The sequence below is a fragment of the Novosphingobium sp. GW835-FHT14H07 genome (assembly GCF_058793515.1).
Window position 1 is genome coordinate 118,101 of record NZ_JBXAFX010000004.1, and the last position, 26,199, is coordinate 144,299.

The 26,199-nt window shown below is 65.0% G+C and carries 28 protein-coding genes; 12 read left to right on the forward strand and 16 right to left on the reverse strand.

Features of this window, described 5'->3' with window-relative positions; all coding sequences use genetic code 11:
• Positions 1–59: 59 nt before the first annotated feature.
• Positions 60–668 carry an HAD-IA family hydrolase gene (locus AC1Q5P_RS05560; protein ID WP_492518388.1) on the reverse strand — a complete coding sequence of 203 codons (609 nt, stop codon included), beginning with the start codon at positions 666–668 and terminating at the stop codon, positions 60–62.
• 146 nt (positions 669–814) lie between these two features.
• Positions 815–940 (reverse strand): type B 50S ribosomal protein L36, encoded by a 126-nt coding sequence (gene ykgO / locus AC1Q5P_RS05565; protein WP_011446910.1) that lies wholly within the window; start codon positions 938–940, stop codon positions 815–817.
• A gap of 175 nt (positions 941–1,115) precedes the next feature.
• Here ykgO and AC1Q5P_RS05570 point away from each other — a divergent pair, with 175 nt between their 5' ends.
• Complete coding sequence (locus AC1Q5P_RS05570) at positions 1,116–1,838, forward strand: hypothetical protein (RefSeq protein ID WP_492518389.1); 723 nt, start codon at positions 1,116–1,118, stop codon at positions 1,836–1,838.
• A 9-nt stretch (positions 1,839–1,847) separates the two neighbouring features.
• Here AC1Q5P_RS05570 and galE read toward each other — a convergent pair whose 3' ends face one another.
• Complete coding sequence (gene galE / locus AC1Q5P_RS05575) at positions 1,848–2,849, reverse strand: UDP-glucose 4-epimerase GalE (RefSeq protein WP_492518390.1); 1,002 nt, start codon at positions 2,847–2,849, stop codon at positions 1,848–1,850.
• 119 nt (positions 2,850–2,968) lie between these two features.
• Here galE and AC1Q5P_RS05580 point away from each other — a divergent pair, with 119 nt between their 5' ends.
• The 4 genes from AC1Q5P_RS05580 (at position 2,969) to AC1Q5P_RS05595 (ending at position 5,620) form a co-directional block, all read left to right on the forward strand.
• Positions 2,969–3,643, forward strand: a complete 675-nt coding sequence (locus tag AC1Q5P_RS05580) for a DUF4136 domain-containing protein (RefSeq protein WP_492518391.1) — start codon at positions 2,969–2,971, stop codon at positions 3,641–3,643.
• An 81-nt stretch (positions 3,644–3,724) separates the two neighbouring features.
• Entirely contained in the window at positions 3,725–4,318 is a 594-nt protein-coding gene (locus AC1Q5P_RS05585; RefSeq protein ID WP_492518392.1) for a DUF4136 domain-containing protein, read from the forward strand.
• On the forward strand, positions 4,315–5,445 hold the full coding sequence (locus AC1Q5P_RS05590) for a M14 family metallopeptidase (protein ID WP_492518393.1): 1,131 nt from the start codon (positions 4,315–4,317) through the stop codon (positions 5,443–5,445). Before AC1Q5P_RS05585 ends, AC1Q5P_RS05590 begins: the two co-directional genes overlap by 4 nt.
• Positions 5,446–5,488: 43 nt before the next feature.
• Entirely contained in the window at positions 5,489–5,620 is a 132-nt protein-coding gene (locus AC1Q5P_RS05595; protein WP_492518394.1) for a hypothetical protein, read from the forward strand.
• 53 nt (positions 5,621–5,673) lie between these two features.
• On the opposite strand, the gene AC1Q5P_RS05600 is transcribed toward AC1Q5P_RS05595, so the two are convergent.
• The gene (locus AC1Q5P_RS05600; protein WP_039332961.1) at positions 5,674–6,330 is read right to left on the reverse strand and encodes a hypothetical protein; all 657 of its coding nucleotides are present in this window, start codon (positions 6,328–6,330) and stop codon (positions 5,674–5,676) included.
• A gap of 290 nt (positions 6,331–6,620) precedes the next feature.
• Positions 6,621–6,962: an arsenate reductase (glutaredoxin) gene (arsC, locus tag AC1Q5P_RS05605; protein ID WP_039333306.1), complete on the reverse strand. Its 342-nt coding sequence runs from the start codon at positions 6,960–6,962 to the stop codon at positions 6,621–6,623.
• A 188-nt stretch (positions 6,963–7,150) separates the two neighbouring features.
• On the opposite strand from arsC, the gene AC1Q5P_RS05610 reads away from it, so the two are divergent.
• The gene (locus AC1Q5P_RS05610) at positions 7,151–9,238 is read left to right on the forward strand and encodes a TonB-dependent receptor (protein ID WP_492518395.1); all 2,088 of its coding nucleotides are present in this window, start codon (positions 7,151–7,153) and stop codon (positions 9,236–9,238) included.
• A gap of 53 nt (positions 9,239–9,291) precedes the next feature.
• Here AC1Q5P_RS05610 and AC1Q5P_RS05615 read toward each other — a convergent pair whose 3' ends face one another.
• Together AC1Q5P_RS05615 and AC1Q5P_RS05620 are read right to left on the reverse strand one after the other, a co-directional pair.
• Positions 9,292–9,801, reverse strand: coding sequence for a (2Fe-2S)-binding protein (locus AC1Q5P_RS05615; protein WP_039332965.1), 510 nt, complete (start codon positions 9,799–9,801; stop codon positions 9,292–9,294).
• 32 nt (positions 9,802–9,833) lie between these two features.
• The gene (locus tag AC1Q5P_RS05620; RefSeq protein ID WP_062346958.1) at positions 9,834–10,598 is read right to left on the reverse strand and encodes a class II aldolase/adducin family protein; all 765 of its coding nucleotides are present in this window, start codon (positions 10,596–10,598) and stop codon (positions 9,834–9,836) included.
• Between the two features lie 46 nt (positions 10,599–10,644).
• On the opposite strand from AC1Q5P_RS05620, the gene AC1Q5P_RS05625 reads away from it, so the two are divergent.
• Positions 10,645–11,277 carry an SOS response-associated peptidase gene (locus tag AC1Q5P_RS05625; RefSeq protein WP_492518396.1) on the forward strand — a complete coding sequence of 211 codons (633 nt, stop codon included), beginning with the start codon at positions 10,645–10,647 and terminating at the stop codon, positions 11,275–11,277.
• 3 nt (positions 11,278–11,280) lie between these two features.
• Here the strand turns inward: AC1Q5P_RS05625 and AC1Q5P_RS05630 are convergent, their stop codons facing one another.
• The 6 genes from AC1Q5P_RS05630 to AC1Q5P_RS05655 form a co-directional block, all read right to left on the reverse strand.
• Positions 11,281–11,976, reverse strand: a complete 696-nt coding sequence (locus tag AC1Q5P_RS05630) for an HPP family protein (RefSeq protein WP_492518397.1) — start codon at positions 11,974–11,976, stop codon at positions 11,281–11,283.
• Positions 11,977–12,127: 151 nt separating this feature from the next.
• A complete protein-coding gene (gene rpsI / locus AC1Q5P_RS05635; protein WP_039332972.1) occupies positions 12,128–12,667 on the reverse strand; it encodes a 30S ribosomal protein S9 in 540 nt (179 codons plus the stop codon).
• 2 nt (positions 12,668–12,669) lie between these two features.
• A complete protein-coding gene (gene rplM, locus AC1Q5P_RS05640) occupies positions 12,670–13,149 on the reverse strand; it encodes a 50S ribosomal protein L13 (RefSeq protein ID WP_039332974.1) in 480 nt (159 codons plus the stop codon).
• Between the two features lie 167 nt (positions 13,150–13,316).
• Positions 13,317–13,625, reverse strand: coding sequence for a hypothetical protein (locus AC1Q5P_RS05645; protein ID WP_492518398.1), 309 nt, complete (start codon positions 13,623–13,625; stop codon positions 13,317–13,319).
• A gap of 76 nt (positions 13,626–13,701) precedes the next feature.
• The gene (gene cutA / locus AC1Q5P_RS05650; protein ID WP_039332978.1) at positions 13,702–14,028 is read right to left on the reverse strand and encodes a divalent-cation tolerance protein CutA; all 327 of its coding nucleotides are present in this window, start codon (positions 14,026–14,028) and stop codon (positions 13,702–13,704) included.
• On the reverse strand, positions 14,025–15,089 hold the full coding sequence (locus AC1Q5P_RS05655) for a COX15/CtaA family protein (RefSeq protein WP_492477213.1): 1,065 nt from the start codon (positions 15,087–15,089) through the stop codon (positions 14,025–14,027). The genes cutA and AC1Q5P_RS05655 overlap by 4 nt, the downstream gene beginning before the upstream one ends.
• Positions 15,090–15,221: 132 nt before the next feature.
• Here AC1Q5P_RS05655 and AC1Q5P_RS05660 point away from each other — a divergent pair, with 132 nt between their 5' ends.
• Together AC1Q5P_RS05660 and thiS are read left to right on the forward strand one after the other, a co-directional pair.
• A complete protein-coding gene (locus tag AC1Q5P_RS05660; RefSeq protein ID WP_427465560.1) occupies positions 15,222–15,593 on the forward strand; it encodes a MerC domain-containing protein in 372 nt (123 codons plus the stop codon).
• Positions 15,594–15,636: 43 nt separating this feature from the next.
• Positions 15,637–16,632, forward strand: a complete 996-nt coding sequence (gene thiS, locus AC1Q5P_RS05665; protein ID WP_082013311.1) for a sulfur carrier protein ThiS — start codon at positions 15,637–15,639, stop codon at positions 16,630–16,632.
• Between the two features lie 50 nt (positions 16,633–16,682).
• Here thiS and AC1Q5P_RS05670 read toward each other — a convergent pair whose 3' ends face one another.
• Both AC1Q5P_RS05670 and AC1Q5P_RS05675 read right to left on the reverse strand, forming a co-directional pair.
• Positions 16,683–18,947 carry an NADP-dependent malic enzyme gene (locus tag AC1Q5P_RS05670; protein WP_039332981.1) on the reverse strand — a complete coding sequence of 755 codons (2,265 nt, stop codon included), beginning with the start codon at positions 18,945–18,947 and terminating at the stop codon, positions 16,683–16,685.
• Positions 18,948–19,078: 131 nt separating this feature from the next.
• The gene (locus AC1Q5P_RS05675) at positions 19,079–20,725 is read right to left on the reverse strand and encodes a hypothetical protein (RefSeq protein ID WP_492518399.1); all 1,647 of its coding nucleotides are present in this window, start codon (positions 20,723–20,725) and stop codon (positions 19,079–19,081) included.
• A gap of 154 nt (positions 20,726–20,879) precedes the next feature.
• Between AC1Q5P_RS05675 and mutS the strand changes: the two genes are divergently transcribed.
• Positions 20,880–23,456, forward strand: coding sequence for a DNA mismatch repair protein MutS (gene mutS, locus AC1Q5P_RS05680; protein ID WP_492518491.1), 2,577 nt, complete (start codon positions 20,880–20,882; stop codon positions 23,454–23,456).
• The gene (locus tag AC1Q5P_RS05685; RefSeq protein ID WP_492518400.1) at positions 23,449–24,063 is read left to right on the forward strand and encodes a 5'-methylthioadenosine/S-adenosylhomocysteine nucleosidase; all 615 of its coding nucleotides are present in this window, start codon (positions 23,449–23,451) and stop codon (positions 24,061–24,063) included. Before mutS ends, AC1Q5P_RS05685 begins: the two co-directional genes overlap by 8 nt.
• A gap of 118 nt (positions 24,064–24,181) precedes the next feature.
• Here AC1Q5P_RS05685 and AC1Q5P_RS05690 read toward each other — a convergent pair whose 3' ends face one another.
• Positions 24,182–25,438: a NupC/NupG family nucleoside CNT transporter gene (locus AC1Q5P_RS05690; RefSeq protein ID WP_193827461.1), complete on the reverse strand. Its 1,257-nt coding sequence runs from the start codon at positions 25,436–25,438 to the stop codon at positions 24,182–24,184.
• An 88-nt stretch (positions 25,439–25,526) separates the two neighbouring features.
• Here AC1Q5P_RS05690 and AC1Q5P_RS05695 point away from each other — a divergent pair, with 88 nt between their 5' ends.
• Positions 25,527–26,174, forward strand: coding sequence for a queuosine precursor transporter (locus AC1Q5P_RS05695; protein WP_492518401.1), 648 nt, complete (start codon positions 25,527–25,529; stop codon positions 26,172–26,174).
• The last annotated feature ends 25 nt before the right edge of the window (positions 26,175–26,199 follow it).

A 26,199-nucleotide genomic window follows, 5' to 3' on the forward strand; every position in this document is an offset into this window, starting at 1 on the left:
GAAGCGGGACCCCGGAGCAAGTCCGGGGTGACGTTGTTTCTGCAGGTGAGAAGCGGGGGTTAGAGCAGGCCCAGCGCGCGCATTCGCTGCTCCAGCACATCGGGATCGCCGACGAAGTGGTGGACGTGCCACCCCAGCGACCTGGCCGTCGCGATGTTAGCGGCGTTGTCGTCTATGAACAGCATGGTTTCGGGCGCACGACCGAAGCGGCGGGCAGCGAGGTGGAAGATTGCCGGGTCGGGCTTTACCAGCCGTTCGACCGCCGAAATCACGACGTCGCCCATGTGGTCGAGAATCGGGAAGGTCGGGCGGAACAGGCCCCATGACTCGATGCCGAAATTGGTGATCGCGTATTGCGGGACCTGGCGCGCGGCCAGACGCTCGATCAGTTCGTGCGTGCCGGGCACCGGACCCGGCAGGCTGGCAAGCCAGTTGCTGGCGTAGAGCGCAATCAGGTCGGCGTATTGCGGAAACTGCGCCGTGCGGGCGGCGACCATCTGCGCGAAGGGTACGCCCTCGTCATGCTGGGCGTGCCAGTCCTCGGTGACGACTTCGGAGACGAATCGGGTGCGTTCTGCGGGATCGGGGATCGCTTCGGCGTAGATGCCGGAAAGGTCGAACTGCACCAGCACACGGCCGATGTCCCAGACTACCGCTTCTACGGACATGCCAGCCTCTCGATTCGCGATCCTGCGATGCGCGGCCCATAAACGACTGCGCCCCCGCATTTCGGCGGGGGCTGCGTGGCTTTTGCAGAAGCCTGTCGGTTTCCGGTGCAGCCCCGCCGTCGCGAGACTGCACCGAAACTGGTGAATTAGCCCTGGCGCGCCTTGAAGCGCTTCTGGGTCTTGTTGATCACGTAGACGCGGCCACGGCGGCGGATCACGCGGTTATCCCTGTGGCGGTCCTTGAGCGACTTCAGGCTGTTGCGAATCTTCATGTCGAATCCCTTTGCCCGAAGCTGACCGGGCTGAAAACTGAAGCGTGGCCGTTAGTGGGGGCAAAAGCCCAAGTCAACCCTGCAGGTGCCGAGGATGGCGCTTGCCCGGCCGTCATGAGCATGCAAATCGTGCTGATGCGGGCGGGGCCTCGCGGGATGGACGGGAACCGGGCGGATGACCTCTTCGATCATGACAGGACTGCTGCACAAGCCCGGGCAGTCGGTCTTCCTCAACCCCTCGCTGATGGCCAGGAACGTGCTCGAATTCGATGTGCCACAAGCGATTCTCGACGAGCTTGCCCCGCTGGCCGAGGCCGCGCGGACAATGGAAGAGGACAAGGCGACGTATACGCTGCCCGGCGGACAGAAGCTTTACAATCAGCGTCCTGCGGCATGGAAGAGCGATATCTGCTGGCTGAGCAATGCCGACGAGGCGACCTACTGGTGGTTCGATGGCCTGTTGCGTCGGCTCAGGCTCGACGAGGCCGTCGCGCCGTTCGTGGCGCACGATGCCGTGATCCGGCTCTATTCCGGCTTCTTCGTCACCCGCAGCCGATGCGAGGCGCATGACATGCACCGCGATTGGCTGACGGAAGGCAACACGGCCTTTACCGTGATGGCACCGCTGACCCCCAACGCCTGCGCGATGGGCCTCGCCTATGTTTCAGTGAGGGGCGAGGAACGCGAATACCCCTATCGGATGGGCAAGGGCGTGGCGTTCGGCTCGGGCTTCGTCCACTCAACCGCCATCGGCCAGCTCGATGAGCGCGCGGTGTTCCTTTCGCTCACCTTCGGGACCGACCGGATGGACGAATGGAACACGATCGAAAGAACCGCAGGCCGGCAGGGGCGCTTTTTCTGCCAGCCGGACGGCGTGTTCCGGTCAATCGGTGGCTAGGGGCGGGACCTAGCCAGGGCGAATCTCGTCCAGCTTGCGCTCCCAGGCCAGGGCGTGGGTGACGATAGTGTCCAGATCATCATAGCGCGGGACCCACGGCAGCGTGGCTTTGATGCGGCTGTTGTCGGAGATCAGCGCGGCGGGATCGCCTGGACGGCGGCCCTGCATCTCGCGCATGATCTTGCGGTTGGTGACGCGATCGACCGCGTCGAGCACTTCGAGCACCGAGAAACCGCGCCCGTAGCCGCAGTTCATCGTCAGCGATTCGCCGGGATCGGCAATTAGCGCCTGCAGTGCCAGAACATGGGCGGCGGCAAGATCGGAGACGTGGATGTAATCGCGCACGCCGGTGCCGTCGGGGGTGTCGAAATCGGTGCCGAACACGCCGACCGAGGCGCGCTTGCCCAATGCCGCCTCGACCGCGACCTTGATCAGGTGCGTTGCGCCCGCGGTCGACTGGCCGGTCCGCCCCTGCGGATCGGCGCCGGCGACGTTGAAATAGCGCAGCACGCAGTAATTGAGCGCATGGGCGGCGGCGACATCGGACAGCATCGCCTCGGTCATCAGCTTGGACATGCCATAGGGATTGATCGGGCGCTGTGGCGCATCCTCGGTAACGGGCGAAACCTCGGGCGTGCCATACGTGGCGGCGGTGGAGGAGAAGATGAAGTGCGGCACGCCCGCCTCGACCACCGCGGCGATCAGTGCGCGGCTCTTGGCGGTGTTGTTGTGATAGTACTTCAGCGGGTTCGAGACCGATTCGGGCACGACCACGGAACCGGCAAAATGCATGACCGCGCGCGTACCCTGTTCGGCAAAGATGCGCCGCAGAAGGTCAGCGTCCTCGATGTCCCCTTCGTAGAACGGGACGCCATCGGGCACGGCGAAGCGGAAGCCGGTGACCAGATTGTCGATCACCGCGACCGGATGGCCCGCATCCCTCAGCGCCAACACGGCGTGGGCACCGATGTAGCCTGCGCCGCCGGTGACGAGAACGGGAACCTTCGGCATTGGCAATTCGCTCCGCTCTGGCGCAGGTTTCGTTGCTCCCGCGCGTTCATGGTTGCGACAGCGCGGGCGATTTACACGTCCGGCCGGGTCGCGCCTCACCCCTTACGGGAAAATTACGAATGAAAGCCAAACCGATCTTGTCTGCCGTCGCATTCCTTGCGGCAAGCTCCAGCGCGTTTGCCCAAGCCATGCCGCCTGGGGAACGGTGGGACCAGCCGATGGACCAGCGCATCGGGCGGCAAAACGGGCAGCGGGGTGCCGAGCCTTCGCGCAAGGTCGAGGTCGAGGCGTTCCAGGCCGCCGATGCGGCATCTCTTCTGGGCAAGGGGCCGATCACCGTCGCCGCTGCCGAAGGCGCCGAGGCGGAATGGAAGCTGCCGGTCTATGAAGCCGCCGTCGTCGATCAGTTGGCCAAGCTTGGCTACGAAACGGCCGTGAACGGCGCGGAAGGCGGACAGATCGCGCAGATCGGCATTCGCCACGAGCAGGTCGTGCCCGAGGAAGCCAAGCGCAAGCCGGTTTCGGGCGCGATGGAGGTGGGCGTTTCCAATCGCGGCAACTACACCGCGATGGCGCTCAACATCGACCTGACCAAGGCGAAGAAGGCCATCGTCGCAACCCGGCTCGACGTGCGCATCCGCGACAAGGCGAGCAATCGCGTGCTGTGGGAAGGCCACGCCGAAGCGCAGACGCGCGAGGACGACGATGGCCTGAACAATGGCGCAGTTGCGGCAAGGCTGGCCTCGGCGCTGTTCGCGAAATTTGCCGATGCGCAGGTGGTTCCGGCGAGCTGACTGGAGCAGGTGTGCCAATTGGCATTGCGGTGAAATCCGCGGCGTAGCACCACCTGCGCCATGATCATGGGATGCAGAATGATGAAACGCCTTACAGCCGCAATTGCCCTTGCTGCCCTGATGGCAACGCCCGTCATGGCCAAGCCCGCACCGATCGAGGTCACGCGGTTTCACACCGCGCAGACGCTGCCCCGGCTGAAAGGCGCGGCGGTGATTGTCGAGGCGGCGCCGGGCAGTGACCGATCCAGCCTGGAAGATCAGGTCTGGCTTGCCGCGGTACAGAAGGAACTGTTTGCCAGCGGTTTTGGCAGCGCCACGCCGGGCGCCGCCGATGCCGTGGCCGAAGTGCGCGTCGACCGCGAGGTGCTCAAGCGAGAGAGGCAGCGCGGACCGGTGAGCGTCGGCGTGGGCGGATCGACCGGCAGCTATGGCGGCGGCGTGGGGCTGGGTGTCGGCATCAATCTGGGCGGAGGGCCGAAGGACTACGTCGTCACGCGCCTGTCGGTGCGCATCCGCGACCGCCGGACCGGCGAGGCGCTGTGGGAAGGCCGTGCCGAAAACCGCGAGAAGGCCAAGGCGAAGGAAGCCGACCCGGCGCTTGCCGCACCTCGCCTGGCGCATGCCCTGTTCTCGGGCTTCCCCGGCACGTCAGGGGATACTATCACTGTAAAATGACAGATATCCGCATCAATGCCGCGTTCGATTCCGGCAACATCGAAGTGCTCCAGGTTTCGGGCGCGCGTGCGAAGCTGGCGATCCGCAAGGACCGCGACTCAGAGTTCTTCCAATGGTTCCACTTTCGCGTCGACGGGGCTGCGGGGCGTGAGCTGGAGCTGAAGATCACCGGACTTGGCAATTCCGCCTATCCGGGTGGCTGGCCGGGGTATCGGGCAGCCTTCTCCGAAGACCGCGAGTTCTGGGGCCGGACCGAGACCAGCTATGATCCGGGCGAGGACGGCGCGACGCTGACCATCCGCCACACGCCCGAGGCTGGCACCTGCTGGTTCGCTTATTTCGCGCCCTATTCGATGGAGCGGCATCACGATCTGGTGGCGCAAACGGCGGCGCTGCCCGGCGTCACCCATCGCTGCCTTGGCACCAGCATCGAAGGCCAGCCGATCGACTGTCTCGAACTGGGCGAAGGCCCGAAGCAGGTCTGGCTCTATGCCCGCCAGCATCCCGGCGAATCGATGGCCGAATGGTGGATGGAAGGCGCGCTCGAACTGCTGACCGACCCTGCCGACCCACATGGCCGCAAGCTGCGCCAGCTCTGCCGCTTCCACGTGGTGCCCAACGCCAACCCGGACGGATCGTGCCGGGGGCACTTGCGCACCAATGCCGTGGGCGTGAACCTCAACCGCGAATGGCACGAGCCGACGCCGGAGCGTTCGCCCGAAGTGCTGGCAATCCGCAATGCCATGGACGAGGCCGGCGTGGACTTTGCAATGGACGTGCACGGCGACGAGGCGATCCCGCACGTGTTCCTTGCCGGATTCGAAGGCATCCCTTCGTGGACCGACGAGCTTGGCGCCTCCTACGAACGCTACCGCCGCATCCTGGAACGCCGCACCCCCGATTTCCAGACGCGGCGCGGCTATCCCATCGCCGCGCCGGGCCGCGCCAACCTGACGATGTCGACCAACCAGGTCGCCCACCGCTTCGGCTGCGTGGCAATGACGCTGGAAATGCCGTTCAAGGACAACGACGACCTGCCCTGCAAGGAACAGGGCTGGAGCCCGGAACGGTCGAAGCTGCTGGCGCGCGATTGCCTCGCCTCGCTGCTGGAGTGGCTGGAGGGTTAAGCCCTTTACCCAAAGTTAAGAGATGAGGGCGCATGGCTCGGACATGCTCCGCACAATCGCCCTCATCCACGCGCCCCTCGCCGACTTCTCGGCGGCTGAACTGGCGCGCAAGGCGATCGTCCTCGGCTGCGCCGCCGCGCTGATCATGGCGGGCAAGCCGTTCCTGTTTTTCTGAGTTAGCACTGCCCAATCTAGGTCAAGTGGCAACGCCTGTGACCGCTCGCCGCTCTAGTCACGAAGCTCCAGAACCCGCTTTACCGCAAACCAAGTACCCCAATCGAAGGGTGCATCGCTCAGAGATCCGGACAGAGTCTCCGCAACCAAACTCATCAAATCGGCGTAGTGGCTCATGCACGCCGCATTTCCGGATCCACCGACGACTGCCCGCTCCCGCCATCGCTCGAACATGAATCCTGTACCGTCGACGCACTGGAATGCTTCGCCCCTGTACCTACCCACTTTCCGGTCAAACACATCCAAGAACAGTTTTGCCTGGCCTTTGCTAAGCGAGAAGCTTCTCTCGTATGCTGGCCCCGTCCCATCATATGCAATCGCGTAGATTGCGCCTTTGGCAGTGCCATCTAAGCGACGGTCCAACGAAATCTTGTACCGCCAGCGAGGCCATTCCGACAGAACCAGCCGCAAGCCGCCATTCGCTTCCGGGTCGAGACTATGGCGCTTTTCAAACTCACGAATGATCTTCAGATCCGCATCGTGCCATTCATCGCCAAGGACGAACTGGCGCTGTTGGGTTGTTCGGCTGTATTGGCGGTACGATTCATCCAGAACAAATAGTCCGACACCGTAGAGCACGATTGCGGCGGCCAAGAAGACAGTAGCGACGACGACGATCTTGCGAACCGATCTGTCGTTAAACTTGATCATGGCCGGGAGCTAGCCGCAAGTCAGCCAAGGCGACAATAGGGTTTGTCGAAGCTGGGCAAGAAGACCTTCAAGGTTGCGACAGGTTCCTTCGGAAGATCGCCGTCGCCCGGTGTTCGACATGGGGCTGCGCTCATTCTGCGATTATGCGCTCGGCATGACGGCTCAACAGGCGCGGCAAGATTCGCGGGAGTCTGCGAGGGGCGTCAGAAGGGAGCCAGGCCCCGTGTCGAGCACGGGGCGACGAGGGGTTTGGGGCTGGTTGGAGCGGGTAGGCTCAACCGCCGCTCCCCCTACAATATCTCCAGCACCTTTTCCTTCGGGCGGCACAGGCGGACGCCCTTTTCCGTCTCCACCAGCGGACGCTCGATCAGCTTGGGTTCGGCGGCCATGGCGGCCAGCACCGTCGCGTCATCGGCTGAGGGCAGGCCGCGTTCCTCGGCGTCGGTGCCACGCAAGCGCAGGCCCTGCTGTGGGGTGAGGCCGGCATCGCGGTAGAGCTGGGCGAGCTTTTCGGCACTGGGCGGGGTCTTGAGGTATTCGACCACCGTCACCTCCGCGCCCGCATCCTGCAGCATCGCCAAGGTGTTGCGCGAGGTGCCGCAGTTGGGGTTGTGCCAGATCGTTGCCTTCATCGCTGCCTCCTGCGTGTTCGATGCAAACCTCATAACCCCGCGAGCACTGGCTGCAACGCCCGCGTTTTGACGCAGGTCAATGTTATTGCGAAAAATTCGCAAGAAACCCCTTGCAAGTGCGATTGACTCGCAATACTCGCCCTCTTGCGAATGATTATCGCAAACACGTGATCGTTAAGGGGACTACCGTGAACCGTCTTTCCAGCCTGCTGCTCGCCGGAACCATGCTGATGCCTTCTGCCGCCTTTGCAGAAGATCTGGTGCCCGCAGATGCCGCGCTGGAGGCCGATGGAACCAACACCGTGATCGTCGTGACCGGCACCGCCGACGGCTATCGCCCGGTCGATGCCAATGCGGTGAAGACGCCGACCCCGCTGGTCAACGTGCCGCAGACCATCACCGTGCTTACCCGCGAGCAGCTTGACGACCAGGGCATCACCCAACTGGGCGATGCACTGCGCTATGTTCCGGGCGTGGTGCTCGGCCAGGGCGAGGGCCATCGCGACCAGATCAACCTGCGCGGCCAGAACACCACTGCCGACTTCTACCTCGACGGCCTGCGCGACGACACGCAGTATTACCGCTCGCTCTACAACATCGAGCGGGTCGAAGTGCTGAAGGGCGCCAATGCGCTCCTGTTTGGCCGTGGCGGCGGTGGCGGCGTGGTCAATCGCGTCAGCAAGACGCCCGACCTTGACCGAACCAAGGGCGAGGCCAGCGCCAATGTCGACAGCTTCGGCGCCTTTGCGCTGGCCGCCGACTGGAACCAGCCCCTCACCGAGACTGTCGGCGCGCGCTTCAACGGCACCTACGAGGAATTCGACAACCACCGCCAGGACTTCGAGGGCCGCTTCATCGGCGTGAACCCGACCATGGCCTTCCAGCCCGGCGAGAAGACCCGCATCGAGTTGTCCTACAACTATGACGACGACCGCCGTACCACCGACCGCGGCGTGCCCTCGGTAAACGGCAAGCCGCTGACCGGCTATGACGATACCTTCTTCGGCCGCTCGGACGTCAACATTGCGACGGTTGTCGCGCACATCGCGCAGGCCCGCCTCGATCACGAACTGGCCGATGGCCTCAGCTTCAACGTGCTGGGCCAGTACACCCACACCGACAAGTATTACGGCAACGTCTTCGCCGGCAGTGCGGTGAACGCTTCGAACCAGCTGACGCTCTCGGGCTATTCCAGCGCCAACGTGCGCGAAAGCTGGGTCGGGCAGACCAACCTTGTCTGGGAAGGCCGGACTGGCGGCATCGGCCATACCGTTCTGGCCGGTCTCGAGGTTTCGAGCCAGGACACCTCGAGCCTGCGTTCCGACCCGATCTTCAGCGGCTCCACCACCGTGACACTGGCCAAGCGCCTGACCATCCCGGCGGTGACTTTCGCCGCGCCCAGCCGTTCGACCTTCAGCCGGGTCGATACCTGGTCAGCCTACTTCCAGGACCAGATCGAGCTGGCCTCGTTCCTGCAGGTCGTGGCAGGGGTGCGCTTCGACGAATTCAGGATCAGCGCTGACAACCGCATCGCCACGACCACGGCCGCGCGCACGGACCGCAAGTGGTCGCCGCGCTTTGGCCTGATCCTCAAGCCTCAGGAGAACGTCAGCGTCTACGGCAGCTTCACCCGGACCTTCCTGCCACAGTCGGGCGACCAGTTCGGCTCGCTGGATGCAACGCAGGCGACGCTGGCGCCCGAGCAGTTCGAAAACCTCGAGGCCGGGGTGAAGTGGGACGTGAACGCCGGCCTTGCCTTCACAGCCGCCATCTATCAGCTCAACCGCGACAATTCGCGCTTCAACAACCCGGTCACCGGCCTGCCCGAACTGTCGGGCAAGACCCGCGCCAAGGGCGTGGAGCTTTCGCTCGCCGGCCGCGTGCTGCCGGAACTGCAGGTGAGCCTTGGCTATACGCTGCAGGATGGCGAGGTCCGCTCAGCCACCACCGCTGCGCCTGCCGGACGCAAGCTGTCGCAGCTGCCGCGCCACCAGGCTTCGGCGTGGGCCCGCTACGACGTGAGCGACAAGCTGGGCCTTGGCATGGGTCTGACGCACCAGTCGAAGAGCTTCACGACGATCAGCAACGCGGTAACGCTGCCGGCGTTCACGCGGATCGATGCCGCGGTATTCTATGACCTGTCGGAGAACCTTTCGTTCCAGCTCAATGTCGAGAACCTCACCGACACCGACTATTTCCCCTCGGCGCATACCGACAACAACATCTCCACCGGCGAGCCGATCAATGCCCGCCTGACGGTGCGCGCGAAGTTCTGAAACACCCCAGGCGCTCTCCCATTCCCCCCTCGCAACGGGAGGGCGCCACCCCTTCAGCCTGCGCCGGGCGCCACGATCGCCGGTGGCGGAGCGGCGCTGATCGTCTCCTCGCCGCGCATCACGCGGGCGGCGCGCTGGATCGCGCGGGTCAAGCGCGGATAGACGCCGCAGCGGCAGATGTTGGTGATGGCGCGGCCGATATCCTCGTCGGTCGGGCTGGCGCTGGTGGTGAGCAGCGCGGCCGCAGCCATGACGATGCCCGGCGTGCAGAAGCCGCACTGGATTGCCTGCTCGGCCACCAGCGCCTGCTGCACCGGGTGCGAGCGATCACCCGACAGGCCTTCGATGGTGGTGACGCTGCGGCCCTCGGCCTCGCCCAGCGAGAGGGTGCAGCTGGGCATTGCCTGTCCATCGACGATGACCATGCAGGCGCCGCATTCGCCGGTGCCGCAGCCGTACTTGGTGCCAGTGAGATTGGCCGCATCACGCAGCGCCCAGAGCAGCGGGGTATCGTCCTCGAGACGGTACTGCACGGGCTGGTTGTTGACGGTGAGGCGGGCCATGGCCTCCGCTTAGCGCGCCGCCACCGCTTCAATCAATCCCGCCAGCTGCGGTCGATCCTGTCGATGCGGCGGGTCCATGCGGCGAAGTCCGCCTCGCCGACGCGGCCGCCGGCATTGACCTGGCCGAGATCGCGCTGGTGGACCTTGATCACGTCCTCACCGACGTGGATCGGCGGGCGGCCCATCGAAAGCGTCGCCATCTGGATCTCGCAGGCGCGCTGCAGGCTCCACTGCGTGATGAACATCTGCTGCAGTGTCTGGGCCAGCACCACCGGGCCGTGGTTGCGCAGCATCAGCACGCGCTTGTCGCCAAGGTTGGCCAGCAGGCGTTCGCCCTCCTCGGCGCGGACGGTGACGCCCTCGAAATCGTGGTAGGCAAGCTGCCCAATGAAGTTGCAGGCGTAGAAGTTGATCGGCATCAGCCCTTCTTCGAGGCTGCACACCGCCATCGTCTCGGTCGTGTGGACGTGGCTGATCGCGTGGGCCCAGGGCAGGTGGCGGTGGAAGTAGGCGTGCTGGGTGAAGCCCGCCTGGTTGACCGGGTAGGGACTATCATCCAGCTTGTTGCCGTCGATGTCGATCTTGACGAGGTTCGAGGCAGTGACCTCGCTGTAGAGCAGGCCGAACGGATTGATCAGGAACGCGCCTTCCTGATCAGGCACTTTCAGCGAGATGTGGTTGTAGATCGATTCGGACCAGCCCAGGTGGTCGTAGATGCGATAGCAGGCGGCGAGTTCCTGCCGGGCATGCCATTCAGCGTCGCTGCATTCGATATTCGGCCGCAAATGGGTGGCCATGGCGCTCTCCCGCACATATCTGGTTGTCATGTGCAACTTGTATCGCATGACCAGCAACGTGCAAGCCATCGCGCAGATGTTCGCGCCGGTGGCCAATGCGCAGGTCAATCTGCCCGCCTTTTCCGAAATCTACCCCGATGCCGAAGCGCCCGTGCTGATTGCGCGGGGGCCGACGCGCAGGCTGGGCACGATGCGCTGGGGCTGGCCGCCGTTCGGCGAAGTGAAGCGCCCGGTGACCAATATCCGCAACCTCGCTTCGCCAATGTGGCGGGCAGCGCTGGAGGACCCGAACCGGCGCTGCCTCGTACCCGTCACGGCCTTCTCGGAGTGGTCGCAGACGCCGGACCCGGACACGGGACGCAAGCGCAAGCACTGGTTCGCCCTGAAGGAGCAGGAGTTGTTCGCCTTCGCAGGGCTGTGGCGTCCGACAGCGGAGGGGCCGCGCTTTGCCTTCCTTACCTGCGAGGCCAATGCCGTGGTCGGGCGGGTCCATCCCAAGGCGATGCCCGTCATCCTCGGCACGGCGGAAGCCGCACACCAGTGGCTGACCGCCCAAGGCGATGCGGCGGTGGCGATGCAGCGGCCCTATGCCGACGCGGCGATGGTGGAAATAGAGGTAGAGGAGAACGCGCCCGCTCCGTCGGCGCCGCGCAAGCCGGAACAGCCCAGCCTGTTCTGACGCCTACTTGTGATCATCCTCCCAGCGTCGCAGCACGCGGCGTTCGACCGCGCGGAACAGCGCGTCGAGATCTTCCGGTGCGACGTCGAGCACTTCGTCCCAATCTTCCAGGACGGCATCGAGGTCCGCACGCTCGTATGTGCCTGCCCATGTGCCCTTTGGCATGGGTGGGGCCTGAAGCGGAATGTGCGGCCATGGGTGGCCAGTGAAGTTGTTATAGAGCCACCCTGCGAAGACCAGTCCCAGCAGATTGGCGAGGAGCGGCAGAAGAAGCCCGATTGCGCTACTGGCAGGGTTAGTTGCCGCAAGCGCGCCGAGGATGGCACAGGCGCCGCCGGGTGGATGAAGGCAACGGGCCAAGGTCATCGTGGCGATCGCCATGCCCACCGCAAGTCCCACTGCAGTCAGCGGATCGCCGACCAGATGGCCTGCGGCAATGCCGGTTAGCGCAGCAACCATGCTTCCGCCGAGGACCGACCATGGCTGCGCGAGAGGGCTGGCAGGAACCGCGAAGACCAGCACCGCGGATGCACCGACAGGCGCGACGATCCATGGCGACTGCGGAGTGCCGGGGAGAAGTTTGCCGGCCACTGCTGCCAGCGCCACGCCGAAGAGCGCACCCACAGCGCCACGCGCCCAGCCGAGGCGTCCGCCGAAGCGCAACTGTCCCCATGCTGCGGGGCGCGGCAGCCTGATCATCGCGCAAGGTCTCCTCTCGTCCGCCCATGCGATGCGACCGTGAACTGCGGCAGGCAAGAAAAGAGGGGCTGGCCCGGAAGCCAACCCCTTTCTGTTCTGCCTTGCAGCCGAAGCGCGATCGGCGCTTCGAGAACTGCCCGCCGAAGCGCGATTAGCGCTTCGAGAACTGGAAGCTGCGGCGGGCCTTGGCCTTGCCGTACTTCTTACGCTCGACGACGCGCGGGTCGCGGGTCAGGAAGCCGGCAGCCTTCACGGCGCTGCGCAGTTCGGGTTCGAACTTCGACAGGGCCTGGGCGATGCCGTGCTTGACCGCGCCGGCCTGGCCCGAGAGGCCACCGCCCTTGACGGTGCAGACGATGTCGTACTGGCCTTCGCGACCGGCGACTTCGAACGGCTGGTTGATCACCAGACGCAGAGTCGGACGGGCGAAGTAAACTTCCTGGTCACGGCCGTTGACAGTGACCTTGCCCGAGCCGGGCTTGAGCCACACGCGGGCCACGGCGTCCTTGCGGCGGCCGGTGGCATACGAACGGCCCTGCGCATCGACTTCGCGAGCGCGGATCACGGCAGCGGGGCCGGTGCGGACAGGAGCGGCTTCACCAGCCTCGGCCGGAGCGGCAGCCACGGGAGCAGCAGCGGTCAGGTCCTTGAGGTCGGCGAGGCTCGACACGGTGTTTTCGGTTTCGGCCATGATTATGCACCCACCTTGTTCTTGCGGTTCATCGAGGCGACGTCGAGCGCCACCGGCTGGGTGCCGCCATGCGGGTGCTCGGCACCGGCATAGAGGTGAAGGGCGCGCATCTGCGCACGGCCGAGCGGGCCGCGGGGGATCATGCGCTCAACCGCCTTTTCAAGCACGCGCTCGGGGAAGCGACCACCGAGGACCTTGTCCGCGGTGACTTCCTTGATGCCGCCGGCATAGCCGGTGTGCTTGTAGTAGGTCTTGTTCTTCAGCTTGTTGCCGGTGAACTTGACCTTGTCGGCGTTGATCACGACAACGTGATCGCCGCAATCGACGTGCGGGGTGTAGCTCGGCTTGTGCTTGCCGCGCAGATGGTTGGCAATGACGACGGCGAGACGGCCGACAACCATGCCTTCGGCATCGATCAGATGCCAGTTCTTCTCCACCTCGGCCGGCTTGATCGACCGGGTGACCTTGCTGAGAGCCTTCATGGCTACGGGTTCCCTGGATATTCGGTGCGTCGATCCGGGCGAGAATCCGCTTCTTCACGACGAAGGAAGCGCGCCTTTGTTGCAAATGCCCGCGAGAGTCAAGCAAACTGCGGGTTTTCCGAGAGGTAAAATAATACCTCTTCCAATCTGCTGCTTTGCGACGCGCCTTATTGATCACCAAACTTTAGTGCCAACCTGAAGGCAAGCGGCGCAAAGATCGCAGGAATGACGCTCAGCAGTCCGATGGCGCTGCTTGTGAGGAACCAGAGTGCAAGGGTGCTCGCCAGTACGGCAATGGCCGAAGCACTTACGCTCCATGGCCAAGGATGCACCCGGATTGGATCTGCAAATACTACCCCGAACACCGTCGCCAATGCGAGAAAAGGCAAACCCGAGAGAAACAGAAGCTTGGCGAGCCAAAGTCCTTCCCGACCCATGACAAGGATTGGAAGAAACGCAGCTGCATATGCGGCCATCACAGCGAGCAAGACGAGAACTCGATTGCGCATTGTCGCAGATAACATCGTCTTGCGGCGACGACACAACGAATATTCATGGCAGAAGAGGCCCGCACTCTGCCCCCAGCCAGCCCAGCGTGGCCACTCCTGCCGCATCGCAGCGCCACCCGGAGATCGCGGGCGCATCGTAGGGATGGAGCGCTTCGAGGCGCGCCACGGCGGCATCCAGCAGGTCGGCGCGGGTCTTGAACAGGACTGCAACTTCGCTGCCCTTCCCCCGCTCGCCGTTCCAGCGATAGAGCGAGCGGATGGCGGGGAGGATGTTGGCGCAGGCGATCAGGCGCTCTTCGAGTAACTGACCTGCCGCCGCCTCGGCGCTCTCGACGTCGCCGAAGGGGCACCAGATCAGCGCGGCGGTCATTGCGCACCTTGTTTCGGGCGACCGAGGATGTGGGCGCACCATACTGTGGTGGCGACGAGCAGCGCGCCGACCAGCTGGTGCAGCACACCGAGCCACAGGGCGACGCCGCTCCATACGGTGAAGATGCCGAGCAGGACCTGTGTGCCAAAGACCGAGTGGAGGACGACAGAAGCCTTGCGGTCCGTTTTGCGCAGCTTCCGGGCGACAACGACCAGCACGGCGACCAGGCCCCAAGCCCACCAGCGGTGGATGAAGTGGACGAGGAACGGATCGGACAACAGCGCGTGGCCTGCGCCCAGTGCCCAGTCGATGCCATCGGGATAGACCTTGCCCTGCATCAGCGGCCAGGCGTCCCAGTTGAACCAGCCGCCGCCGGCCGAAGTGCCTGCGCGCAGGCCCGCTACCAGCGCGCCGTAGAACAGTTGCAGCACCAGCATGATGAGCGCGAGCAGACCTATGCCGTGCAGGCGTGAGCGACCCTCGCCCTTGCCGAGCGCGATCAGATCAAGCGCGGTCCACACGAGGCCTGCAAGCGTGAACAGCGCGACCAGCAGGTGCGTGGCGAGGCGGAAGTGGCTAACCTTGACGTCGTTGACGATGCCCGACTTGACCATCCACCAGCCGACCGCACCCTGCAGTGCGCCCAGTGCCAGCAGCGCGAGCAGCCGGGGCTTGTAGCCTTCAGGGATGCGCCGCTTGATCCAGAACCACGCGAGCGGCGCTGCAAACACGAGGCCGATGGTGCGGGCGAGCAGGCGGTGGACCCATTCCCAGAAGAAGATGAACTTGTAGGTCTCGAGCGTCATGCCCGCCGGACCGTTGACCAGCTGGTACTGCGGCGTGGCGCGATAGGCGTCGAATTCGGCCTGCCATTGCGCCTCGGTAATCGGCGGCAGGGTGCCGCTGACCGGCTTCCACTCGGTGATCGAGACACCCGATTCGGTGAGGCGAGTGATGCCGCCGACCACGACGATGGCGAGGACCATGAAGGCGACAATGCACAGCCAGCGCGCAAGGGCAGTGGCATCGTTTCGCAGCTTGGGCGTGACGCTGTTAGTCATGGCTCCCGCCCCTGCTCCCGCCCTCCTCGAATCGCAAGAGCGATTGTCGGGCAGTACCGTGGACATTCGGACAGGAGAGAATTTCGCCACATCGCCTTGTGTGATGTAACATTGTAACATATATGAGGCTGCATGAGTGATGCCCTGCTTGCCTTGCGTGCCCGGCTTGACCGGATCGGCGTGCTCCTTTCGGGGCTGTGCCTGATTCACTGCGTGGCGGGGCTGTTCCTGGTCGGGATGCTGGGCATCGGCGGCGGTGTGCTGCTGAACCCGGACATACACCGCTGGGGCCTCGCCTTCGCGCTGGTCATCGGCGCGGCGACGATCGGGATCGGCGCGCTGCGTCATGGACGCTTGCTGCCATTGGCCATTGGCGGGACGGGGCTGGCGCTGATGGGCGCAGCCGTTGCAGTTGGCCATGGCGATGCCGAAGTGGCGCTGACGGTGGGCGGCGTGATCCTCGTGGCAGTGGCGCACGTGATCAACATGCGCGCCTCTCACTAAGGCCATACTTGCACCCTGCCCCCGCGTCGCTAAAGCGGGCCGCATGACTGGAATGCTCTCCCTTGTCGTCAACGGCGAACCCCGCCGGGCCGCGCCCGGATCGATCGCCGATCTGGTGCGCAGCCTCGAACTCGAGCCGACCAAGGTTGCGGTCGAGCGCAATGGTGAGATCGTGCCTCGCTCCACGCTGGGCGACGTGGCGATTGCCGAGGGCGACGTTCTGGAAATCGTGCATTTCGTAGGTGGAGGACAAAGCGACGTGACGGATTCAAGCGATACCTGGACCGTTGCCGGCCGCACCTTCCGCTCGCGCCTGATTGTCGGCACCGGCAAGTACAAGGACTTCGAGCAGAACGCCGCCGCAGTCGAGGCCTCGGGCGCGGAGATCGTCACCGTGGCGGTGCGCCGCGTCAACGTGTCGGACCCCAAGGCGCCGATGCTGACAGACTATATCGATCCCAAGAAGATCACCTACCTCCCCAACACTGCCGGGTGCTTCGATGCCGAAAGTGCGATCCGCACGCTGCGCCTGGCGCGCGAGGCGGGTGGCTGGGATCTGGTGAAGCTCGAAGTGCTGGGCGAGGCACGCACGCTCTATCCCAACATGATCGAGACGATCCGCGCCACCGAAGTGCTGGCCAAGGAAGGCTTCCTGCCGATGGTCTACTGCGTGGACGATCCGATTGCGGCCAAGCAGCTCGAGGATGCGGGCGCCGTGGCGGTCATGCCGCTGGGCGCGCCGATCGGTTCAGGCCTCGGCATCCAGAACAAGGTGACGGTGCGGCTGATCGTCGAAGGGGCCAAGGTGCCGGTGCTGGTCGATGCCGGCGTGGGCACGGCTTCGGAAGCGGCCGTGGCGATGGAACTCGGCTGCGACGGCGTGCTGATGAACACCGCGATTGCCGAAGCCAAGGACCCGATCCGCATGGCCCGGGCGATGAAGCTGGCAGTGCAGGCCGGGCGCGATGCCTATCTTGCCGGACGCATGCCAACGCGCAAGTATGCCGATCCAAGCAGTCCGCTGGCGGGATTGATCTAGGTTCCGAGGCACTGCGCCCCAGCCTTCGCGGGGGCGCAAGTCCGAAGAACTTAACCCACCACGCCTGCAGCCGCCAGCACCGCCAGCGTCAGGATATCGGGCGCCAGCGAGGTCATCGGTGCGATCTGGACGGGCTTCTCCATGCCCAGCAGCATCGGGCCGATCACGGCATTGCCAGCCAGTTCGCGCAGCAACTTGGCCGAGATGTTGGCCGATTGCAGGCCCGGCATGATCAGCACGTTGGCCGGAGCGGAAAGGCGGCTGAACGGATAGTTGGCCATGACCTTGGGGTTCAAGGCAGCATCCGGCGCCATTTCGCCTTCGTATTCGAAGCCCGGGTCTTCGGCATCGAGAATGGCCACCGCACCGCGGATCGATTCCAGCCAGCGGCCATAGGGATTGCCGAAGGTCGAGTACGACAGGAACGCAACGCGCGGTTCGTGACCCATGCGGCGCGCGACGGCGGCCGTTTCCTTGGCGATATGCGCCAGGTCCTCGGCCGAAGGACGCTCGTTCACGGTCGTATCTGCCAGGAACACCGTATAGTTCTTGGCGACCATGAGGTGGATGCCGAAGGGCAGGTGGCCGGGCTTGGGGTCGAGAACGCGGCGCACTTCCTTCATCGACTGCGCGAAAGTACGCGTCATGCCGGTGATCAGTGCATCGCCATGGCCGAGCGCGACGAGCAGCGAGGCAAAGACGTTGCGGTCCTGGTTGACCATGCGCTTGACGTCACGCTCAAGATAGCCGCGGCGCTTGAGGCGTTCATAGAGGTAGGCAACCATCTCGGGCACCAGCGGCGAGACGGCGGAATTGTGGATTTCATAGGACGAAGGATCGCTGACGCCGAGTTCGGTCAGCAGATCGAGCACGCCCTGGGTGCGTCCGACCAGCACCGGGGTGCCATAGCCGAAGTCCTTGAACTGGATCGCGGCACGCAGCACCACCTCGTTCTCGGCCTCGGCAAAGACGACGCGCTTGGGATTGTCCTTGGCCTGGGCGAACACGTTGGTCAGCACCGAGGTTGTCGGGTTGAGGCGCGCCTTGAGACTGGTCCGGTAGGCGTCCATGTCCTCGATCGGCTTCTGCGCCACGCCCGAATCCATCGCTGCCTGCGCCACTGCCGACGACACGACTTCCATGAGGCGCGGATCGAACGGTGCGGGAATGATGTAGTCGAGACCGAAGGTGTGGTTGATGCCGTAGGCGGCAGCGACTTCCTCGGGGACAGGCTCGCGAGCGAGCTGGGCAATCGCCTCGGCTGCGGCGATCTTCATTTCTTCGTTGATCGCGGTCGCCTGAACGTCGAGCGCGCCGCGGAAGATGAAGGGGAAGCCAAGGACGTTGTTGACCTGGTTCGGATAGTCCGACCGGCCCGTGGCGATGATGCAATCCGGGCGCACCGCCTTTGCTTCGGGCGGAGTGATTTCCGGGTCCGGGTTGGCCATTGCGAAGATGATCGGCTGCGGCGCCATCTTGGCCATCCAGTCCGATTTCAAGGCCCCGGCTGCCGAAAGGCCAAGGAAGATGTCTGCGCCGACCAGAGCATCCTCGAGGCTCCGGGCCGAAGTATCGACCGCGTGCGCGCTCTTCCACTGGTCCATGCTGTTCTCGCGGCCGCGGTAGATCACGCCAGAACGGTCGCACATGATGACGTTGTTGTGGCGCACGCCCATCGCCTTGATCAACGCGGTACAGGCAATGGCCGCAGCGCCCGCGCCGTTGACGACAACCTTGACGTCCTCGAGCTTGCGTCCGGTCAGGTGGCAGGCATTGAGCAGACCTGCGGCGGAAATGATTGCCGTGCCGTGCTGGTCGTCGTGCATCACCGGTATCTTCAGGCGGTCCTTCAGGGCCTGTTCGATGATGAAGCATTCGGGCGCCTTGATATCTTCAAGGTTGATGCCACCGAAGGAGGGCTCCATCAGCGCAACAGCTTCGATGAAAGCGTCGGGATCTTCGGTGGCGAGCTCGATGTCGATCGAATCGACGTCGGCAAAGCGCTTGAAAAGCACGGCCTTGCCTTCCATCACCGGCTTGGAGGCCAGCGCGCCAAGGTTGCCAAGGCCAAGGATGGCAGTGCCATTGGAAATCACGGCAACAAGGTTGCCCTTGGCGGTGTAGTCATAGGCAGTGGCGGGATCTTCGGCGATAGCGCGGACCGGGACCGCAACGCCGGGAGAATAGGCCAGCGACAGATCGCGCTGGGTCGCCATCGGCTTGCTGGCGATGATCTCGATCTTACCGGGGCGGATCGTGTTGTGGTAGAAAAGCGCCTCGCGTTCGGTGAAGCGGACGTTGCTTTCCTCGGACATGGTTCCCCCGTATCTGACCGGACTTGTTGTGATGGCAGTGTCCGACCTTTGACGTTACGTCAAGGCGCGCGGACACTGCAGAGTCGATGCAAATCTATCGAAAATGCCGGATGCGGAATCGGACTGCCGGTTTAGAGGTCCTTCGGCTGCCACGTCGGGATGCCGAGCCGCCTTACCTTGAACAACAGGCTGCGGCCCTCCTGCCAGACCAGTTGCAAGCGAGGATCGGCGCGTCGCGGCAAGCCGGTATCGATCAGCCAGACATAGTCCACGCGCTCGATCGGGGCGTACTTCAGCGCGGTATCGACGCTGCGACGCCAGCCACCGGCGCAACCGCGCGACCAGACGAACTCTGAAGGGTCCGCCGTGAAGTTGCGACCCGGACGAAAGCGCGGCACGACCATGTGCAGGCCGGGGACCGCCCAGTTGTCGTTGACCCAGGCCTGCCGGTAGAGGCTCGCGAGGCTGGCGAGGTGATCGCGGCGGGTGTTGCGCCAGGATTCGTCGAGGCACGAGTGCTCTACGAAAGCGAGGACGCGGCTGCCGGGCTCGACATGGGTCAGCGCGGAAAGCTGCTTGTTGTAGTCTTCGGCATAGCCGTTGAAGCTCCATGCCGTCACGGTGAGGCGCACGGCAAGCAGGGCCATGCCGGCATAAGCGACTGCGCGCGCCCACTGCGGGCGCCGGGCGCCGCTCCAGTCCTGCAGGCCGAGGCCGAGCATGGCCGCGACCGGAAGGATGCGGATGTCGACGAAGGCCGAACCGTTGATGTCGCTCGGGATCGCGAGGAACAGCAAGAACACCATCAGCGCGGGCATGCCCTGCCGGAAGCGCCACTTTGCGCCGAGGAACGGCCCGACCAGCACCAGCAGGCAGGCGATGATCGTGGTCCCGGCATCGAGCAGCTTGGACTGGTCGCGCAAGGTCAGCACGAAGGACCACGCCTTCTGGTCCCAGCGCCAGATGTTCATCGACTGGACGGGCGGCGAAAACGCCTTCCACAGCACGATCGTGATCACCGTGGCCAGCAGCGGCCAGCAAGCTTGCCAGAGGCGCAAGCCAATCGCCTTCCAGTCAAGCGTGCGCAGCCACTGGCGGTTGGTCAGGTCGCGCCAGCGCCAGCCTTCGGGCAGTTCGTCCATCGCGCGGCCGAAAGCATGGGCGCCTACCAGCAACGCCAGCAGCAGGCCGCCGATCGCGTGGCAGAGCATTGCCACCGGCTGCGCGACCACGAGCATCGCGGCGCGCGCCTTTGGGTTGCGCTGTTCAAGCCAGAGCGAGGCGCCGAACGCGGTCAGCGAAAGGCCGGTGGCAAGGATGTAGTTGAGGAAGCCCGTCAGCAGCGGGAAACTGAACACGAACATCAGCGACCATGCCGCGGCGTGCCCACCCTTGGGATTGAGCATGCGGATGGTCCACAAGCAGCCGCCTGCAAACAGGCCCGTGGCAAGCACCGTGCTCCACCAGCCTGCAGCGAGGATGCCGAACTGCGCTCCGAGCACCTTCATCAGCACGCCGCCGCCGATGTTCAGGGTGAACACCCACTTCCAGGTGAAGTACTGTTCGAGCGGATTGCCGGGGCCGGCAGCCTCGATCGCGGCGGCGCCCATGTGGCCGGGCACGTCGATCAGTGGCGGCACTTCGACCAGCGCGAAGGGGGCGCAAACGAGCAGCACTGCAATGACGATGCCGGGGCCCGAAAGCCACGGCAGCGCTCCTGCGCGCGCCCAAGCGGCCTTCAGACCCTGGAGCCAATCCTTTTCGCGGACTTGCGTCAAACCGTAAGTACCCCCACAAGACCGGAACCGTCCCCATGCTGCCTGCTCTGCACAGGCTGCGCGCTGGAGTTGCGGATATCCCGGTGTCGATGGTTTGAGAAACACGTCGCGCTCGTCTAGCCACGTGCGCGTGACGCCTAATGCCCCAACTCCGATGATGGCGCAATATCTTGCGCTTAAACAGCAGGCTGGCGACTGCCTGCTGTTCTACCGCATGGGCGACTTCTTCGAGCTGTTCTTCGACGACGCCAAGATCGCCGCGCAAGTCCTCGACATCGCGCTGACCAGCCGCGGCGAACACGGCGGCGCGCCGATTCCGATGTGCGGCGTGCCGGTCCATTCCGCCGAGGGCTACCTTGCCCGGCTGATCAAGGCGGGCTGCCGCGTGGCCATCGCCGAACAGGTCGAAACGCCCGAGGAAGCGAAGAAACGCGGTGGTTCGAAGGCGCTGGTGGCGCGCGACATCGTCCGATTCGTGACAGCGGGCACGTTGACCGAGGAAGCACTGCTCGAACCGCGCCGGGCGAACGTGCTGGCCGCGGTGTGCGAGGTGCGCGGCGCGATCGGCATTGCCGCCTGCGACATCTCCACGGGCCGCATGGAACTTGAGGAATGCGCGCCCGATGAGATGGGCGCGGCGCTGGCCCGGCTTGGCGCGAGCGAGGTGGTCGCGCCAGAATCATGGGAGAACGCGCCGATTGATTGCGTTCCTCGTCCGAATCGGTCGTTCGGCAGCGACGAAGGCGAGACGCGGCTGAAGGCCGTGCATGGGGTCTCCACACTCGACGGATTCGGGCAGTTCAGCCGCGCCATGCTGGCTGCGGCGGGCGGTCTCGTCGCCTACCTCGATCATGTCGGCCGTGGCGCGCTGCCCCTGATCCTGCCGCCGGTGGCGCGCGAGGCCGGCACGCACATGGCGATGGACGAAGCCACGCGCAGCAGCCTTGAGATACTGGTCAGTTCGAGCGGTACCCGGCGAGGCTCGCTGGTCGAGGCGATTGATCGCTGCGTAACGGGGGCCGGGGCGCGTCTCCTGGCCGAGGACCTGTCAGCCCCGCTGACCGATACGCGCGCAATCAACCGGCGGCTGGAACTGGTCAGCTGGCTCCACGACGATCCGCTGCTGCGGGGCGACATCCGCGGCATCCTGCGCAGCCTGCCCGACGTCGGCCGTGCGCTGGGCCGGGTCGTGGCCGGGCGTGGCTCTCCACGCGATCTTGGCCAGTTGCGCGACGGGCTTTCCGAGGCACGCCGCCTGCACGACGTGCTGCGCGCGCGCTCCGACCGGCCCGGCCCGCTCGACGAGATGCTGCCCTCGCTATCGGGCCATGGCGCGTTGTGCGATCTCTACGCCCGTGCGCTGGTGCCAGCGCCGCCGACCGAACGGTCGCAGGGTGGCTATATCGCCGAGGGCTACGACGCCGCGCTCGACGAGTTGCGCCGGGTTTCCGGCAACGCCCGCCGCGCCATTGCGGCGCTCGAGGCGAAGTACCGCGACGATACCGGGGTCACCGCGCTGAAGATCCGCCACAACGGCGTGCTGGGCTACTTCATCGAGGTTCCGGCGCGCCACGCTGACCGGCTGATGGCGCCCGAATCGGGCTTTACCCACCGCCAGACCATGGCGGGCGCAGTGCGCTTCAATGCGCTGGCCCTGCACGAGGAAGCCAGCCGGATTGCAGAAAGCGGTGGCCATGCGCTGGCAGCGGAAGAAGCGCATTTCGAGGACCTCGTCGGTCACGCCGTGCGCGCCAGGGAAGCGATCGCTGCCACGGCGGCAGCACTTGCCCGCATCGACGTGGCCGCGGGACAGGCCGAGCGGGCAGCCGAAGGCGGCTGGGCGCTCCCCCGCGTGGTGGACGAGCCCTGTCTTGAGATCACCGGCGGGCGGCATCCGGTGGTCGAGGCAGCGCTGGCGGCCAAGGGCGAGCGTTTTGTCGCCAACGACTGCTGCCTGCATCCGCAGGATCGGCTCTGGCTGGTCGGCGGGCCGAACATGGGCGGTAAATCCACCTTCCTGCGCCAGAACGCACTGATCGTGCTGCTGGCACAGGCCGGCGGCTTCGTGCCCGCGCAAGCCGCGACGATCGGCCTGGTCGATCGCCTGTTCAGCCGCGTCGGCGCATCGGACAATCTGGCGCGCGGCCGCTCGACCTTCATGGTCGAAATGGTCGAGACGGCGGCGATCCTGTCTCAGGCGACCGAGCGCAGTTTCGTGATCCTCGACGAGGTGGGCCGGGGTACATCGACCTACGACGGCCTGTCGTTGGCCTGGGCGGTGGCAGAGGCAATCCATTCGATCAACCGCTGCCGCTGCCTGTTCGCCACGCACTACCACGAGCTCTCGCGTCTTGCCGAAGCTTGCGATTCGCTCTCGCTCCACCACGTCCGCGCGCGGGAATGGAAGGGCGATCTGGTGCTGCTGCACGAACTGGCGGAAGGACCGGCAGACAAGTCCTATGGCCTTGCCGTGGCCCGGCTGGCAGGCGTGCCAGCGCCGGTAATCAAGCGTGCCAAGTCGGTGCTGGAAAAGCTCGAGAAAGGCCGCGCCGCCACCGGCGGCCTTGCCGCAGGGCTTGATGACCTGCCCCTGTTCGCGGCCGCGATCGAAGCGGCAGAGGAGAAGGTCGACGCGCTGCGCGAGCGCCTCAACGGCCTCGACATCGATGCGCTGTCGCCCCGCGAGGCTTTGGATCTGCTCTATCAGCTGAAAGCCCAAGCCAATGGTTGAACTGACGCAGCTCGGCACCAAGCGTGCGCTGTTCGTGATGGCAGCAGAGCCTGAATATGGCCCGCACCTGCGCGCGCGGTTCGTGCCGCTGATTACCGGAATCGGCCCGGTCGAGGCGGCGCTGCACGCAGGAATTGCGCTGGCGCGACTGGAGGCTGCGGGCACCCTGCCCGACCTGATCGTCTGCCTCGGCTCGGCCGGATCGCGGCGCTGCGCCCTGGGCTCGATCCACCAGATCGGCAGCGTTTCGTGGCGCGACATGGACGCCTCGGCGCTGGGCGTGGAGCCGGGCTTGGTGCCCTATCTCGATGAGCCCAAGGACCTGCCGCTGGACACGCCGCTGGACCTGCCAATCGCCACGCTATCGAGCGGCGGCGACGTTGTCAGCGGCGATCACTGGGACCGGGTGAGCGCCGACATGGTCGACATGGAAACCTATGCCGTCGCCCGAGCTGCCCGCACGTTTGGCGTGCCGCTGGTGGGCCTGCGCGGCGTGTCAGACGGCCCCGGCGAACTGGCCGGCGCGCACGACTGGCACAAGCTGCTGGGCTACCTCGACGGCGAACTCGCCAAGGCGGTGGATATACTGGCGGAACATTTCGCCTGACGTCACTCCAACGTCGCCCCGGACTTGATCCGGCAGGGCGTTTCTCGCGCGTGTTTGGAAAGAAGCCTTGGCCCGGATCAAGTCCGGGCCGACGAATGTATGTCGTTGAAATCCCCGCCTAGAGGCTGAGAAACAGCCCCGCCAATGCGGCGCTCATCAGATTGCTGAGCGCGCCTGCTACCAGCGCGCGGATGCCGAGTTTGGCGATGATCGGGCGCTGGTTGGGGGCAAGGCCTCCGGTTACCGCCATCTGGATCGCGATCGAGCTGAAGTTGGCAAAGCCGCACAGTGCGAAGGTGACGATGGCGACGGTGTGGGCCGACAGCGCGGTGTCCTTGCCGAGTTCGATGAAGGCGACAAATTCGTTGAGCACGATCTTGCTGCCGAACAGGCCACCAGCCTGCATCGCCTCGCTCCAGCCGTCGGCACCCAGCAGGTAGAACACCGGCGCGAAGACATAGCCCAGCACCATCTGGAACGAGAGGTCGGGCGTACCGAACCACCCGCCGATCCAGCCGAGCACGCCGTTGGCGAGCGCGACCAGCGCGACGAACGCCAGCACCATGGCGCCCACGGCGACGGCGAGCTTCACCCCGGTCTGCGCCCCTTGGCTTGCCGCCATGATGATATTGGCGGGGCGCTCTTCCTCGTCCGAGGCGAGGCTGGGTTTCACGTGCGGGTTGGGCAAGGCTTCGTCGGCAACTTCGGCGGGCACGGGCGGCTCGTCGGGCATCATCAGCTTGGCCATCAGAATCCCGCCCGGCGCGGACATAAAGGCAGCCGCCACCAGATAGTCGATGCGAATGCCCATGCTGGCATAGGCTGCAAGGATGGTCCCCGCCACGCCCGCCATGCCCACCGTCATCACGGTGAACAGCTGGCTGGGGTTGAGCGCGGCAAGATAGGGCCTGATCACCAGCGGTGATTCGCTCTGGCCGACGAAGATGTTGCTGGCGGCGCATAGCGATTCGACCTTGCTGATGCCGGTGACCTTTTCAAGCGCACCTCCGATCCAGCGGATCACCAGCTGCATCACGCCAACGTAGTAGAGGATCGAGATCAGCGCGGCGAAGAACACGATCACCGGCAGGGCCGAGATGGCAAAGCTGGTGCCGCCGATCGCCGGGTCCGCCAAGGGACCGAACAGGAAGGCCACACCGGCGCGGGCGAAGCCGAGCAGGCTTTCGACCCCGCCCGCTGCGCCCTGCAGCAGGCGATTGCCGACCGGCACGTACAGCACCAGCGCGGCGAAACCCGCCTGCAGGGCAAAGGCCGCGGCTACCACGCGCAGGCGGATCGCCCGGCGGTTCGACGAGAGCAGGAAGGCGAGGGCAAGGATGAGCACCATCCCGAGAAGACTTGAAGCGACACGCATCGGGAAGGATCTGCTCCGCACGCAAATTGGTTTCAGCAGAATCTAATAGCGAATTGGCGGGAGGTTAAAAGCGCGCTATCGGCCCGAAATGCACGATACCACCGCGCCAGCCTTCGCAATCCCCCGTTCGCTGTTCCTCTTCGCGCTGTTCTATGGCGGCATGGTGACGTTGGGCGGTGTGCTGGGAGCAAAGCAGGTTGCGCTTGGTCCGCTGGCGGTGGAGGCCGGGATATTTCCCTTCCTCACGCTTGTTGGCATTTCCAGCGGGATAGCCGAGCTTCATGGCAAGGACGCCGCAGACCGCCTTGTCCGCTATGGCTTCCTGCCGCTGGCCTTTGCCATCGCGCTGACGCTGTTCGTGCTGAACCTGCCGACTGACCCGGGCATGTACGAACCGGCCAAGGGAGCCTTCCCGATCATCCTTGGCCAATCGTGGCGCATGATGCTGGCCGGGATCATGGCCTATGGCGTGTCGGTGACGCTCAACGTGTGGATCTTCAACCGCCTGCGCGGTGCGGCAGGGCGGTTTCTTGCCGTGCGCGGTTTCATTGCCGCGGCACTTTCGCAGGTTGTCGATACCCTGATCTTCATTTCGGTTTCGTTCTATGGCGTGCGCCCGATTGCCAGCCTGATGGCGGGGCAGATGCTGGCCAAGGTCGTGCTGTCGGCAGTGCTGGTGCCGCTGATCATTGCGCTGGTGATGAAGATCGGTCGCAGGCTCGACAGCCCATCCTGATTGGACGGCATAAGCTGCCGTCACG